Genomic DNA, 12,833 nt, shown 5'->3' on the forward strand with positions numbered 1-12,833 from the left:
CAGCCAGGTTTATCGCTAAAGTTGTGGATCATCGCCACTGCAGTTGAATCTGCCCCTCAAAAAGGCATAATCCAAATTGGGATAGGGGGAGAAGATGATTTCACCAGGTTTTGTTGCCGAGATTTTTGGTTCGGCTCTCATCATGGCGCTCACCGGTGCGGTGCTCGCTTGGATCTTGAGAAAATTCACGCGTGTGGGGCTGGTGCCATCCTATGCGCTTGGCGTCGCGGTCATGACGTTTGTCGGCGCTGCGCTCTATGTCTCGGGCCATGATGGGACCGTCGACTACCTGAGTGCATGGACCCAGTACGCGATCGGCGGCGTTATCGGCTTCCTGATCCTGTATGCCACGTCGCGCCGGTCTGTGAGCAAGACCTAGCAGACTGGCCACGAGGCGGCTTCAAACCCTTGTGCCGCCGACCGTCATCTGGTCCATTCTGAGGTGCGGCTGGCCGACGCCGACCGGCACGCCCTGTCCAGCCTTGCCGCACATGCCGATGCCGTTGTCGAGCTTCATGTCATTGCCGATCATCGAAACGCGGTGCATGGCGTCGGGCCCGTTACCGATCAGCATTGCGCCCTTGATCGGCTGCGTCACCTTGCCGTTCTCGATCATGTAGGCTTCGGTGCAGCCGAACACGAACTTTCCGGAGGTGATGTCGACCTGGCCGCCGCCGAAGGAGACGGCATAGATGCCGTTCCTGACCGAGGCGATGATCTCGTCCGGCTCCATGTCGCCCGATGTCATGTAGGTGTTGGTCATGCGCGGCATCGGCTGGTGCGCGTAGCCCTCGCGCCTTCCGTTGCCGGTGGCCCGCATGCCCATCAGCCGGGCGTTCTGGCGGTCCTGCATGTAACCGACCAGCTTGCCGTCCTCGATCAGCACGTTGCGCGCCGAAGGCGTGCCTTCATCGTCGACGGTGAGCGACCCGCGTCGTTCCGCGATCGTGCCGTCATCGACGACGGTGACGCCCTTTGCCGCCACCTGCTGGCCCATCAGGCCGGCGAAAGCGGATGTCTTCTTGCGGTTGAAGTCGCCTTCCAGCCCGTGGCCGACGGCCTCGTGCAGCATGACGCCGGGCCAGCCGCTGGAGAGCACGATGTCGAAAGTGCCGGCCGGCGCCGGTACGGCTTCGAGATTGACCAGCGCCTGACGCAGCGCCTCCTTGGCGGCGTGCTTCCAGCTGTCCTCGACGAGGAAGTCGCCGAACGCCTTGCGTCCGCCCATGCCGTAGGAGCCGCTTTCCTGGCGGTCGCCGTCGCCGACCACCACCGACACGTTCACCCTGACCAGCGGCCGGATGTCGCGCACCACCTGGCCGTCGGCGCGCACGATCTCGACATGCTGCCAGGACGAGGTCAGCGATGCCGAGACCTGGCGCACGCGCGGATCCTCGGCGCGCAGCCATGCGTCGACTTCCTGCAACAGCTTCGCCTTGGCCTCGAAGGAAGGGGAGGGGATCGGGTTCTCATCGCCATAGAGATGGCGGTTGGTGCGGGCGGGCGCGGCGGCAAGCGTTCCGGAATAACCGCCCTTAACGGTCGAGACGGCGTCAGCCGCGCGTCGCAGCGAAGCCTCGGACAGGTCGCTGGAGTGGGCATAGCCGCTGGCTTCGCCGGCAACCGCGCGTAGGCCGAAACCCTGGTCGGTGTTGAAATTGGCCGTCTTCAGCCGACCGTTGTCGAACATCAGCGCTTCGCTCTCGCTGTATTCGACGAACAACTCGCCATCGTCGGCGCCGTTGATGGTCTCTGCGACGATCTCCTTGACGCGATCGTCGGAAATATCGAATTGGCCGATAAGGCTGTTCATGGCGTATGTCCGTGGATGAATGGTTATATCCGGGATGTAGGCGCGAAGCCGCGCCCAGACAATCGCCAATCGTCATTCAAATGCAGGGCGGCGGCGTCCCGGATCTATCCCAGGTCCGGAAAACCTATCGTTGATCGGCAGCTCCCGGGTCGAGGCGCGGGAGTCTACGGCAGGGCCGCAAATCCGTCAGCAAAACCCTTGAGGTCCACCGGGATGCCGATGCCTTCTTCTGGCGTCTGGAAGACGATGAACGTGGCCGACGTGCCGGTCTTCAGCGTATCGAGCAGCGGCTTCTCGAGAATGACCTCAGCGTAGCAGCCGTCCTGGAAGCAGCGCACGAAATAAGCGCGGCCGATATCCTTGCCGTCGACATTGAGGCCGAGCCCGTTGGGCAAGAGCACGCCGAGCGGCGCCAGCACGCGCAGGATCTCCGCCTTGTTGTCGGCGGTGCGCAGCACCACGACCGACAGCCCCATCTCGGGGCGGTCCTCGGCGACGACGTTCTGCATCATCACGCATTGTTCGGACGTGGCGCCGGCCGGCGTGTCGCAGATGATCGACCACGCGCCATGGGTCGAGCGCACCGTGCCGCTCGGCTGGGCCGCGTTGGCCTGGCCGGCGGCCGACAAGCCGGCGACGGACAAGGCGGCGAGAAAGATGACCTTCGCCAAGGGGCTCGAAAGCCCAAATCCCGACAGCCAAGAGTTCATGACGGCTCCATTGCGAATCACGGCACTTTAAGCCGCGCCAAAGCCAAGTAAAGGACGAGACAGCGGCCGAGCCGCCACGAAAATGCCCATGCGGCGCTTTTCCTAGCCAATTTCGCCCGAATTACGACGCCAGGCGCGCCGGCCGGCAGGAAGCAGCCGATCCGTTGAACATAGCCGATTCGCCATGGCGGCCGCCGCCTTCAAAGATGCATTCCGGCTTGCGCGCAAAAATGCCGCACGGTTTCCTCCGCTCCTTTCTTGCGGAGGGAAAAAGAGTATGGTTTGAACCAGCTTGAGACAGTCGGGATTCCCGTCCCGGCATTGTTCGTTATTCTCGTGGACACAGCCGCGAGGAACTGGGAGACGAAGAGGGCGATGAGAAATTTCCTGGCAAACGCCAAGCTTCCAGCAAGTGCCAAGTTTCTAAGCGCTTGTGCCGTTACCACGTTTTTCGCCGGCACGGCCGCCCATGCCGATCAGCCCGTCGAGTGGGAGACGACCTTCCAGGCGCCGGCAACCGACATGATGCGCCAGATCGAGTGGTTCGGAAACTACACGATGTGGTTCATCATCCCGATCACCGCCCTAGTATTGGTCCTTCTGATCTACTGCATCGTGAAATTCCGCGCGAGCGCCAACCCGGTTCCGTCCAAGACCAGCCACAACACGCTGATCGAGGTGATCTGGACTGTCGGCCCCGTCGTCGTCCTGCTCTGCCTCGCCATCCCCTCGTTCCAGCTCTTGACCGCGCAGTACACGCCGCCGGAAGAAGCCAAGCTCACCGTCAAGGCGACGGGCAACCAGTGGAACTGGGATTACGAATACCAGACCGACAACACGCTCTCGTTCAACTCGGCGATCCTCCAGGATGGCGACCGTGCCGCCGCCGGCAAGGAAGATCGCAAGGTCTATCCGCGCCTGCTTGCCGTCGACAACGAGATGGTGGTGCCCGTCCACACGATGACCCGGGTGCTCGTCACCGCGACCGACGTGATCCATTCCTTCGCCATGCCGTCCTTCGGCATCAAGATCGATGCCATTCCCGGCCGCACCAACGAGACCTGGTTCAAGGCGGAGAAGGAAGGCCTCTACTACGGCCAGTGCTCGCAGCTCTGCGGCAAGGACCATGCCTTCATGCCGATCGCCATCCGCGTCGTCTCCGACGCGCAGTTCAAGACCTGGCTGGCTGCGGCCAAGACCGATCTGCCCGGCGCCAACAAGACGCTGATGGCCGAGGTCGATGGCCAGAACAAGGTAGCGGCCGCCGGCAACTGATGCCGCGGGTTAGCAAGATTTAGGGAACGGAGCGGAACATGGCAGACGCTGCAGCTCACGACGGGCACGACCACAAGCCTTATCATGGTTGGGTGCGCTGGGTTTATTCGACCAACCACAAGGACATCGGTACGCTCTACCTGATCTTCGCGATCATGGCCGGCATCATCGGCGGCGCGCTGTCGGTCGCCATCCGCATGGAGTTGCAGGAGCCTGGCATCCAGATCTTCAGCGGTCTGGCGCAGATGGTCTACGGCATGAACGGTGACGCCGCGATCGACGGCGGCAAGAGCATGTACAACGCCTTCGCCACAGCGCACGCGCTGATCATGATCTTCTTCATGGTCATGCCGGCCCTGATCGGCGGTTTTGCCAACTGGATGGTGCCGATCATGATCGGCGCCCCGGACATGGCGTTCCCGCGCATGAACAACATCTCGTTCTGGCTGCTGCCGCCGGCTTTCATCCTGCTGCTTATCTCGATGTTCGTGCCGAGCGCGCCTGGCGCCTACGGCGTCGGCGGCGGCTGGACGCTCTATCCGCCGCTTTCGACCTCCGGTCAGCCCGGTCCGGCCATGGATCTGGCGATCCTGTCGATTCACATCGCCGGCGCGTCCTCGATCCTGGGTGCCATCAACTTCATCACCACCATCTTCAACATGCGCGCGCCAGGCATGACGCTGCACAAGATGCCGCTGTTTGCTTGGTCGGTGCTGGTCACCGCATTCCTGCTGCTGTTGTCGCTTCCGGTCCTTGCCGGCGGCATCACCATGCTGCTTACCGACCGCAATTTCGGCACGACCTTTTTCGCTCCCGATGGCGGCGGCGATCCGCTGCTGTTCCAGCACCTGTTCTGGTTCTTCGGCCATCCGGAAGTGTATATCCTGATCCTGCCGGGCTTCGGCATCATCAGCCATATCGTCTCCACCTTCTCGCGCAAGCCGGTGTTCGGCTATCTCGGCATGGCCTACGCCATGGTCGCGATCGGCGCGGTCGGCTTCATCGTCTGGGCGCACCACATGTACACGACCGGCCTGTCGCTCGACACGCAGCGCTATTTCGTCTTCGCCACCATGGTCATCGCGGTGCCGACGGGCGTGAAGATCTTCTCCTGGATCGCGACGATGTGGGGCGGATCGATATCGTTCAAGCCGCCGATGCTGTGGGCGCTGGGCTTCATCTTCCTGTTCACGATCGGTGGTGTTACCGGGGTTCAGCTGGCCAATGCCGGTCTCGACCGGTCGCTGCACGACACCTATTTCGTGATCGCGCACTTCCATTACGTGCTGTCGCTGGGGGCGGTGTTCGCCATCTTCGCCGGCTGGTACTACTGGTTCCCGAAGATGACCGGCTACATGTATTCGCCCGTCATCGCCAACACCCATTTCTGGGTCATGTTCGTCGGCGTCAACCTTGTCTTCTTCCCGCAGCACTTCCTCGGCCTTGCCGGCATGCCGCGCCGCACCATCGACTATCCGGACGCGTTTGCGGGCTGGAACATGGTGTCGTCCTACGGTTCGTACATTTCGGCCGTCGGCGTGGTGATCTTCCTCTATGGCGTGTTCGAAGCCTTCCAGAAGAAGCGGATCGCTGGCGCCAATCCATGGGGCGAGGGCGCAACGACGCTGGAATGGCAGCTGCCGTCGCCGCCGCCGTTCCACCAATGGGAGCAGCTGCCGAAGATCAAATAAGGCGGCAGCCCGGAATCGAAACCGCCGGCCTGCCGGCGGTTTCGGCCAAACGGAATATGGATTTGAGTACGCATGGCCCTTGTCGACGAAACCAGCATTGACGAAGCGGGCTTCCGCATGTCGGAAGCGACGGCGGGTGATTTCTTCGCCCTCCTGAAGCCGCGCGTCATGTCGCTGGTGGTGTTCACCGCCTTTGTCGGACTGGTCGCGGCACCGGTGACCATCAATCCGCTGCTGGCGGTGATCGCGATCCTGGCTATTGCCATCGGGGCTGGTGCCTCCGGCGCTCTCAACATGTGGTACGATGCCGATATCGACGCGGTGATGACACGCACTGCGACCCGCCCGGTGCCGGCCGGCCGCATCCAGCCCCACGAGGCGTTGACCTTTGGGTTGGTGCTTTCGGTTTTGTCGGTGATGACGCTCGGCGTGCTGGTCAACTGGCTGTCGGCGGCGCTGCTGGCCTTCACCATCTTCTTCTATGCCGTCGTCTACACAATGTGGCTGAAGCGCTGGACGCCGCAGAACATCGTCATTGGCGGTGCTGCCGGCGCCATCCCGCCAGTGATCGGCTGGGCCGCGGTGACCGGCACGGTCAGCCTGGAGAGCGTCGTCCTGTTCCTCATCATCTTCCTGTGGACGCCGCCGCATTTCTGGGCGCTGGCGCTGTTCAAGTCGCAGGATTATGAACGCGCCGGCATCCCGATGATGCCCAATGTCGCCGGCCCGGCGTCGACCCGCCGTCAGATCTTCGCCTATGCTCTGGTGCTGGCCCCGGTCGGTGTGCTGCCGTGGCTGCTTGGCTACACCACGCCGTTCTATGGCGTGGCTGCCCTGCTGCTCGGGCTCGGCTTTGTCTGGTATGCGTGGAAAGTGCTTGGCATGTCCGACGACGATCGCGCGATGAAGCCAGCCAAGGCGTTGTTCGGCTATTCGCTGCTCTATCTCTTCGCCATCTTCGCCGTCTATCTCGCCGACAGCGTCGTCGAACGTGCACTTGCGGTGGGTGGAGCATGAGCATGATCGAAGACAAGCTCGAAACGGTCACCTTGACCGAACGCCAGCGGAAGGCCCGGCGCAACCGCTCGGTCGCCATCGGCGTAGCCTTGGCCGTGCTGGTCGTTATCTTCTATATCGCGACGATCGTGAAGTTCGGTCATAACCTCTCTGGCACGATGTGAGGCGGGAGATGGGTGTCGACACGAGTGCCAAACCGGCCGGGCACAACAGCAACCGCCTTGTTGCGGCCATCTGCCTTGCCTTCTTCACCGGCATGATCGGCATGGCCTATGCCGCGGTGCCGCTGTACAAGATGTTCTGCCAGGCGACAGGCTATGGCGGCACGACGCAACGCGTCGAGAAGCAGTATGCCGGCCGCGTGCTCGATCGCGAGATCACCGTCCGCTTTGACGCCAATATCGCCGGCGTGCCGTGGGATTTCCAGCCGGTCCAGCGCTCGATGACCATGAAGATCGGCGAGACGGTGCAGGCGCACTATCAGGCGACCAACAAGTTCGATCGCCCCATCACCGGCCGCGCCACCTTCAATGTCCAGCCTGAACTGGCGGGTCCCTATTTCAACAAGGTCGAATGCTTCTGCTTCACCGACACCACGCTGAAGCCCGGCGAAACGCTTGACATGCCGGTCCTGTTCTACGTGGACCCCGATATCGTCAACGTGCCGGAACTGAAGGACGTGAAGACGATCACCCTGTCCTACACGATGTTTCCGGTCGAGAAGAACAAGCCGGTCGCATCGTCAGAGCCGGTCCAGGGCAACAGCAAGACAATTTCAAATACCGAAGGAAATCTCGGGGGTTGATATGGCAGACGCGCACGCAAAACATCACGACTATCATCTCGTCGACCCGAGCCCGTGGCCTTTCCTGGGATCGATAGGGGCGCTCGTCACCGCCTTTGGCGGCGTTTGCCTCATGGAATACCTGAAGGGCGGCTCGTTCCCGATCTTCGGCTTCAACATCGCCAATCCGTGGCTGTTCTTCATCGGCCTCGCGATCGTCCTCTACACCATGTTCGCCTGGTGGTCGGACACGATCAAGGAAGCGCATGAGGGCCATCACACGCGGGTCGTGTCGTTGCATCTGCGCTATGGCATGATCATGTTCATCGCCTCCGAGGTGATGTTCTTCGTCGCTTGGTTCTGGGCCTATTTCGATGCCAGCCTGTTTCCGAGCGAAGCCCACCAATATGCCCGCACCGCGTTCACCGGCGGTGTCTGGCCGCCGAAGGGCATGGAGGTTCTCGATCCTTTCCACCTGCCGCTCTATAACACCGTGATCCTGCTGTTGTCGGGCACCACGGTCACCTGGGCGCACCACTCCCTTATCCACGGCGATCGCAAGGGGCTGATCAACGGGCTGGTGCTGACCGTCGGCCTCGGCATGCTGTTCACCATGGTGCAGGCCTACGAGTACATGCATGCTCCGTTCGCCTTCAAGGATTCCATCTACGGCGCCACCTTCTTCATGGCGACCGGCTTCCACGGCTTCCATGTCATCATCGGCACCATCTTCTTGGCCGTCTGCCTGATCCGGGCCATGAAGGGCGATTTCACGCCCAAGCAGCATTTCGGTTTCGAGGCTGCCGCATGGTACTGGCATTTCGTCGACGTGGTCTGGCTGTTCCTGTTCGCCTCGATCTATGTCTGGGGATCGGTCGGCGCGGTAATCGAAGCCCATTGATACCGGTCTGATGACTTTGAAGGGGCGGCTGCGGCAACGTGGCCGCCTTCTTCTTTTCGGTGCAATAAGATCCGGCTGCGAGGGCGCGCAGTGTCGATGCCGGCGGCATGATCATGATCCACGGCCAGCCGAACGGATTCGGCGGCTGCTTCAATTGGTCGGCTGGACCGACGGCGGCATTGCCGTTACGGACTCCGGCATGGACGAAGTCTGGGCGGTGGTGATCGATGGAACACCCATCAGGATTGAGCGGTAAGCAATGAGCGACGACAAGGCGATCTGGCCTCCGATCGACCCTATTTCCGCGGGCTTGCATGGACGCTGCCCGCGCTGCGGCGAGGGGCGGCTGTTTTCCGGCTTTCTCACCGTAGGCAAACGCTGCACCAATTGCGGTCTTGATTATTCCTATGCCGATGCCGGCGACGGGCCCGCGGTTTTCGTCATCCTGATCATCGGCTTCATCATCGTCGGCCTGGCGCTCTGGGTCGAAGTGACGCTGAGCCCGCCGCTCTGGCTGCATCTGCTGGTCTGGATCCCGCTGGCGCTGGTGCTGTGCCTGACGGCGCTCCGGCTGATCAAGGGGGTGCTGCTTACGCTGCAGTACCGCAACAAGGCGGCCGAGGGCCGGCTGGATCGCGGCGAATGACCGACATGTCCGCCAAGGGCGGTCGTTCGCGGCCAGGATCGGTATTGCTGCTTGGCATTGGCCTCGTCCTGCTCCTGATCCTGCTGGCGCTCGGCACCTGGCAGGTCCAGCGCCTGCACTGGAAGGAAGGTCTTATCCAGACCATCGACCAGCGCACCCACTCGCCGCCGCTCCCGCTGGCCGAGGTGGAGAAACAATTCGCCTCGACTGGGGACGTCGACTACACGCCGGTGACGGTGACCGGCACGTTCCTGCATTCCGGCGAGCGGCATTTCTACGCAACATGGGAAGGCGAAGCCGGCTTCAACGTCTACACGCCGCTGGCCCTCGACGATGGCCGCTTCGTCCTGATCAATCGCGGTTTCGTGCCATACGATCTGAAGGATGCCGCCAAGCGCGCCAAGGGACAGGTCGCGGGCAAGGTCACGGTCACCGGCCTCGCTCGCAATCCGCTGCCGGCAAAGCCGTCGATGATGCTTCCCGACAACGACGTGGCGAAGAACATCTTTTACTGGAAGGACCGTGACGTGATGGCGGCGAGCGCTGGCTTGCCGGCGAGCGCCAAGCTGGTGCCAATCTTCATCGACGCCGACAAGACGCCGAATCCGGGCGGTTTGCCCATCGGCGGTGTCACCATCATCGACCTGCCGAACAGCCATCTGCAATATGCCGTGACCTGGTATGGGCTTGCCGCGGCACTTGCCGCCGTTCTCATCCTGCGGCTTCGCAGGCCAGCGAAAGAGGAATGAGCGCGACCGACCCGCTTGAAGGGCCATCGCCCTTGACAGGACGGGGGTAGGCACCTCATTTCGGCTCTGATCAAACGGCCCGGATTCATGCTTCAGACCACGACAAAGCCTTCTCTGACGATCCGCCTCTGCCAGCCGCGCGGTTTTTGCGCCGGCGTCGACCGTGCTATCCAGATCGTCGTGCTGGCGCTGAAGAAATATGGCGCGCCGGTCTATGTCCGCCATGAGATCGTGCACAACCGCTATGTCGTCGAGGGTCTGCAAAGCCTTGGCGCCGTCTTTATCGAGGAACTTTCCGAGATTCCGGCCGAACATCGGCAGTCGCCGGTCGTCTTTTCCGCGCATGGCGTGCCGAAGTCGGTACCGGCGGATGCCCAGGCGCGCAATTTGTTCTATCTCGACGCCACCTGTCCGCTGGTCTCCAAGGTCCACAAGCAAGCGATGCGCCACCAGCGGCTCGGCCGCCACGTGCTCCTGATCGGCCATGCCGGACATCCCGAGGTGATCGGCACGATGGGACAATTGCCGGAGGGTGCGGTAACGCTGATCGAGACCGAAGCCGATGCCGCGAGGCTTGCGCCGGCGGACCCGAAGGCGCTCGGCTTCGTCACCCAGACCACGCTATCGGTCGAGGACACGGCCGGCATCATCCGCGCGCTGCAGGACCGCTTTCCCGACCTGAAGGCGCCGGCGGCGGAATCGATCTGCTATGCCACCACGAACCGTCAGGAAGCGGTCAAGGATACAGCCGCGGGCGCCGATCTCTACCTGATCGTCGGCGCGCCCAATTCCTCCAATTCGCGGCGTCTTGTCGAAGTGGCTGAGCGTGCGGGGGCTGCGATGTCGCTTCTCGTGCAGCGCGCCGCCGAGATTCCGTGGGATGACATCGGCGACATCTCGACGCTCGGTCTGTCGGCGGGGGCATCCGCCCCGGAGATCATCGTCGACGAGATCATCGATGCGTTCCGCCAGCGCTTCGATGTCACGATCGACCTGGCCATCACGGCCACCGAAACGGAGGATTTTCCCGTCATGCGGGTACTGCGCGATGTCGAACTGACGGCGGCCGACATGGCTTTCGTCAACGGGGCGCCGTAAGGCACATGGCGGTCTACACCGACGTTGCGGAAGGCGAACTCGGCGCATTCCTGAAGCACTACCCAGTCGGCGATCTCCTGTCCTACAAGGGCATCGCGGAGGGCACCGAGAACTCGAATTTTTTGCTGCACACCTCCAGCGGCTCCTACATCCTGACGCTCTATGAAAGACGGGTCGAAAAGGCGGATCTGCCGTTTTTCCTCGGGTTGATGGGCCATCTCGCCAAAAAGGGCGTGTCCTGCCCGCTGCCGGTAACCGCGCATGACGGCAGCGTCATCGGCACGCTGGCGGGCCGGCCGGCCGTCATCATCACTTTCCTCGAGGGTCTCTCGCTCCGGCGGCCGACATCGATCCATTGCGCCGAGGTCGGCAAGGCGCTGGCCTCCCTGCATCTGGCCGGTGCCGACTTTCCGATGACCCGCCCCAATGCGCTCGCAATCGACGGCTGGCGCAAGCTCTGGTCGGCAGCTCGCGACCGTGCCGACGAGGTCGAGCCGGGCCTTGCGGCCGAAGTCGACGCCGACTTCGCCGACTTCGAGCGGAATTGGCCGAAGGGTCTCCCGGAAGGCATCATCCATGCCGATCTTTTCCCGGACAATGTGTTCTTTCTCGGCGAGAAGCTCTCCGGCTTGATTGATTTTTATTTCGCTTGCAACGACCTCTACGCCTATGACGTCGCCACATGCCTGAACGCCTGGTGCTTCGAGAAGGATTTTTCCTTCAATCTCACCAAGGGCAAGGCGTTGCTTGCCGGCTACCAGGATGTGCGGCCTCTGAGCAATCAGGAAAAGGCAGCACTTCCGATGCTGGCACGGGGCTCGGCGCTGCGTTTCATGCTGACCCGACTGTATGACTGGCTGACCGTTCCCGATGGCGGGCTGGTGATGAAACGCGATCCGACCGAATACATCAGGAGAATGCGGTTTCATCGGACGATCAAATCTGCTTCGGAATATGGGCTGGCATGAGCAAACACGTTGAGATCTTCACCGATGGCGCCTGTTCGGGCAATCCCGGCCCGGGCGGCTGGGGCGCGATCCTGCGCTTCAACGGCGCCACCAAGGAACTATCGGGTGGCGAGGCCGAGACGACCAACAACCGCATGGAATTGCTTGCCGCCATCTCGGCGCTGAACGCGCTCAAGGAACCTTGCACGGTCGATCTTCACACCGACAGCAAATATGTCATGGACGGCATTTCAAAGTGGATCCATGGCTGGAAGAAGAACGGCTGGAAGACCGCCGACAAGAAGCCGGTCAAGAATGGTGAGCTCTGGCAGGCGCTGGATGAAGCCAATCGGCGTCACAAGGTCACCTGGATCTGGGTCAAGGGCCATGCCGGCCATACCGAGAACGAACGCGCCGACGAACTTGCTCGTGAGGGCATGGCGCCGTTCAAGAAGGGCGCGGTCAAGCTTGTTGCTGCCCCAGCGAAGCCGGTCGCGCAGTCCAAGCAGCCGGCGATGGTAAAGGTGCGGCGCTCGACCCAAAGCTATTGAATTCCGGGGCGGCACCATTCCCAGACTGGATCTCTATCGTGCCGATCCTCCACTATGTGATGCATCCCCAGGTTCAGGTGGACGCCAAGATTCCGGTGCCGGAATGGGACGACGCGCGCCGAATTGTCCACGGGTGGCGGCCGATCGGCAGGCCGGCACAGCCGCAGATCCTCAGCGGATCAGCAGCGCCGTACCGTAGAGTCCGAAAGCGAACACTGTGTGTGACACCAGATTCAGCGCCCGTACCTTCATCGGGTTGGGCCGCTTCGACGCTGCCCAGCCCGCGCCCATGCCGGGCGCCAGCAGGAACCAGCCGGCGCCGACCGTGACCATGCCGAGGATGAAAGCCGGCAGGAAAGTCGGCGCGACAAGCCAGCCCGCTCCGGCCACCACGACAAGGATGATGCCGTAGACGATGCCGACAAAATAGTGAAAGGCCCAGCCCAAAGCCGATTCGTGTACATAGGGCGTCGCATCGCCAATATCGTCGTGAAAGACTTTTTCCCGTAAATGCCAGACCCAGCGGCCAACGGGGGCCCAGTTCGGCCGTGCTTGACCGAACATCTTGTAGAGAAGAAAGGCCCAGATATCCATCAGCAGCGTGGCGCCGACGCCGATCGCCACGCTACGCCAGACGATGTCGAACGTCAT

At 62.2% G+C, this 12,833-nt stretch carries 15 protein-coding genes and 1 pseudogene; 13 read left to right on the plus strand and 3 right to left on the minus strand.

Translation table 11 applies throughout. The annotated features are described in order from the left end of the window. The first annotated feature begins 94 nt into the window (after nucleotides 1-94). On the plus strand, nucleotides 95-379 hold the full coding sequence (locus tag LB545_RS11080) for a hypothetical protein (protein ID WP_140494980.1): 285 nt from the start codon (nucleotides 95-97) through the stop codon (nucleotides 377-379). Between the two features lie 21 nt (nucleotides 380-400). Here LB545_RS11080 and tldD read toward each other — a convergent pair whose 3' ends face one another. Beyond that, nucleotides 401-1,813, minus strand: coding sequence for a metalloprotease TldD (gene tldD / locus LB545_RS11085; RefSeq protein ID WP_140514821.1), 1,413 nt, complete (start codon nucleotides 1,811-1,813; stop codon nucleotides 401-403). A 164-nt stretch (nucleotides 1,814-1,977) separates the two neighbouring features. Further along, nucleotides 1,978-2,523, minus strand: a complete 546-nt coding sequence (locus tag LB545_RS11090; RefSeq protein WP_140494976.1) for an invasion associated locus B family protein — start codon at nucleotides 2,521-2,523, stop codon at nucleotides 1,978-1,980. A gap of 375 nt (nucleotides 2,524-2,898) precedes the next feature. Between LB545_RS11090 and coxB the strand changes: the two genes are divergently transcribed. The 12 genes and pseudogenes from coxB (at nucleotide 2,899) to rnhA (ending at nucleotide 12,182) form a co-directional block, all read left to right on the plus strand. After that, entirely contained in the window at nucleotides 2,899-3,798 is a 900-nt protein-coding gene (gene coxB, locus LB545_RS11095; RefSeq protein ID WP_140494974.1) for a cytochrome c oxidase subunit II, read from the plus strand. Between the two features lie 38 nt (nucleotides 3,799-3,836). Next, on the plus strand, nucleotides 3,837-5,489 hold the full coding sequence (gene ctaD / locus LB545_RS11100) for a cytochrome c oxidase subunit I (RefSeq protein WP_140494972.1): 1,653 nt from the start codon (nucleotides 3,837-3,839) through the stop codon (nucleotides 5,487-5,489). A gap of 72 nt (nucleotides 5,490-5,561) precedes the next feature. After that, nucleotides 5,562-6,506, plus strand: coding sequence for a heme o synthase (locus LB545_RS11105; protein ID WP_140663053.1), 945 nt, complete (start codon nucleotides 5,562-5,564; stop codon nucleotides 6,504-6,506). A gap of 2 nt (nucleotides 6,507-6,508) precedes the next feature. Continuing rightward, nucleotides 6,509-6,670: a hypothetical protein gene (locus LB545_RS11110; protein ID WP_140494968.1), complete on the plus strand. Its 162-nt coding sequence runs from the start codon at nucleotides 6,509-6,511 to the stop codon at nucleotides 6,668-6,670. Nucleotides 6,671-6,678: 8 nt separating this feature from the next. After that, complete coding sequence (locus LB545_RS11115) at nucleotides 6,679-7,311, plus strand: cytochrome c oxidase assembly protein (RefSeq protein ID WP_140564259.1); 633 nt, start codon at nucleotides 6,679-6,681, stop codon at nucleotides 7,309-7,311. Between the two features lies 1 nt (nucleotide 7,312). Beyond that, on the plus strand, nucleotides 7,313-8,191 hold the full coding sequence (locus LB545_RS11120; protein ID WP_140494964.1) for a cytochrome c oxidase subunit 3: 879 nt from the start codon (nucleotides 7,313-7,315) through the stop codon (nucleotides 8,189-8,191). Between the two features lie 74 nt (nucleotides 8,192-8,265). Next, nucleotides 8,266-8,447: pseudogene (locus LB545_RS11125) on the plus strand (L,D-transpeptidase family protein); the annotation flags it as partial. Nucleotides 8,448-8,450: 3 nt separating this feature from the next. Beyond that, nucleotides 8,451-8,837 (plus strand): DUF983 domain-containing protein, encoded by a 387-nt coding sequence (locus LB545_RS11130; protein WP_140494962.1) that lies wholly within the window; start codon nucleotides 8,451-8,453, stop codon nucleotides 8,835-8,837. A gap of 5 nt (nucleotides 8,838-8,842) precedes the next feature. Then, nucleotides 8,843-9,586 (plus strand): SURF1 family protein, encoded by a 744-nt coding sequence (locus tag LB545_RS11135; RefSeq protein WP_411908937.1) that lies wholly within the window; start codon nucleotides 8,843-8,845, stop codon nucleotides 9,584-9,586. 87 nt (nucleotides 9,587-9,673) lie between these two features. Next, entirely contained in the window at nucleotides 9,674-10,684 is a 1,011-nt protein-coding gene (ispH, locus tag LB545_RS11140) for a 4-hydroxy-3-methylbut-2-enyl diphosphate reductase (RefSeq protein WP_140494960.1), read from the plus strand. Between the two features lie 5 nt (nucleotides 10,685-10,689). After that, a complete protein-coding gene (locus tag LB545_RS11145; RefSeq protein WP_140878873.1) occupies nucleotides 10,690-11,652 on the plus strand; it encodes a homoserine kinase in 963 nt (320 codons plus the stop codon). Next, the gene (gene rnhA, locus LB545_RS11150; protein ID WP_140580785.1) at nucleotides 11,649-12,182 is read left to right on the plus strand and encodes a ribonuclease HI; all 534 of its coding nucleotides are present in this window, start codon (nucleotides 11,649-11,651) and stop codon (nucleotides 12,180-12,182) included. Before LB545_RS11145 ends, rnhA begins: the two co-directional genes overlap by 4 nt. Before the next feature lie 171 nt (nucleotides 12,183-12,353). Here rnhA and LB545_RS11155 read toward each other — a convergent pair whose 3' ends face one another. After that, complete coding sequence (locus LB545_RS11155) at nucleotides 12,354-12,833, minus strand: DUF2938 domain-containing protein (RefSeq protein ID WP_140520804.1); 480 nt, start codon at nucleotides 12,831-12,833, stop codon at nucleotides 12,354-12,356.

Source organism: Mesorhizobium sp. BR1-1-6 (assembly GCF_020165355.1).
In the GTDB taxonomy this organism is placed as follows: Bacteria; Pseudomonadota; Alphaproteobacteria; order Rhizobiales; family Rhizobiaceae; genus Mesorhizobium.

Coding starts and splice junctions, on each gene's coding strand:
- LB545_RS11135 (WP_411908937.1), top strand. CDS start 8,843: ATGTCCGCCAAGGGCGGTCGTTCGCGGCCAGGATCGGTATTGCTGCTT.
- LB545_RS11155 (WP_140520804.1), bottom strand. CDS start 12,833: ATGACGTTCGACATCGTCTGGCGTAGCGTGGCGATCGGCGTCGGCGCC.
- coxB (WP_140494974.1), top strand. CDS start 2,899: ATGAGAAATTTCCTGGCAAACGCCAAGCTTCCAGCAAGTGCCAAGTTT.
- rnhA (WP_140580785.1), top strand. CDS start 11,649: ATGAGCAAACACGTTGAGATCTTCACCGATGGCGCCTGTTCGGGCAAT.
- tldD (WP_140514821.1), bottom strand. CDS start 1,813: ATGAACAGCCTTATCGGCCAATTCGATATTTCCGACGATCGCGTCAAG.
- LB545_RS11130 (WP_140494962.1), top strand. CDS start 8,451: ATGAGCGACGACAAGGCGATCTGGCCTCCGATCGACCCTATTTCCGCG.
- ctaD (WP_140494972.1), top strand. CDS start 3,837: ATGGCAGACGCTGCAGCTCACGACGGGCACGACCACAAGCCTTATCAT.
- LB545_RS11110 (WP_140494968.1), top strand. CDS start 6,509: ATGATCGAAGACAAGCTCGAAACGGTCACCTTGACCGAACGCCAGCGG.
- ispH (WP_140494960.1), top strand. CDS start 9,674: ATGCTTCAGACCACGACAAAGCCTTCTCTGACGATCCGCCTCTGCCAG.
- LB545_RS11145 (WP_140878873.1), top strand. CDS start 10,690: ATGGCGGTCTACACCGACGTTGCGGAAGGCGAACTCGGCGCATTCCTG.
- LB545_RS11120 (WP_140494964.1), top strand. CDS start 7,313: ATGGCAGACGCGCACGCAAAACATCACGACTATCATCTCGTCGACCCG.
- LB545_RS11090 (WP_140494976.1), bottom strand. CDS start 2,523: ATGAACTCTTGGCTGTCGGGATTTGGGCTTTCGAGCCCCTTGGCGAAG.
- LB545_RS11105 (WP_140663053.1), top strand. CDS start 5,562: ATGGCCCTTGTCGACGAAACCAGCATTGACGAAGCGGGCTTCCGCATG.
- LB545_RS11115 (WP_140564259.1), top strand. CDS start 6,679: ATGGGTGTCGACACGAGTGCCAAACCGGCCGGGCACAACAGCAACCGC.
- LB545_RS11080 (WP_140494980.1), top strand. CDS start 95: ATGATTTCACCAGGTTTTGTTGCCGAGATTTTTGGTTCGGCTCTCATC.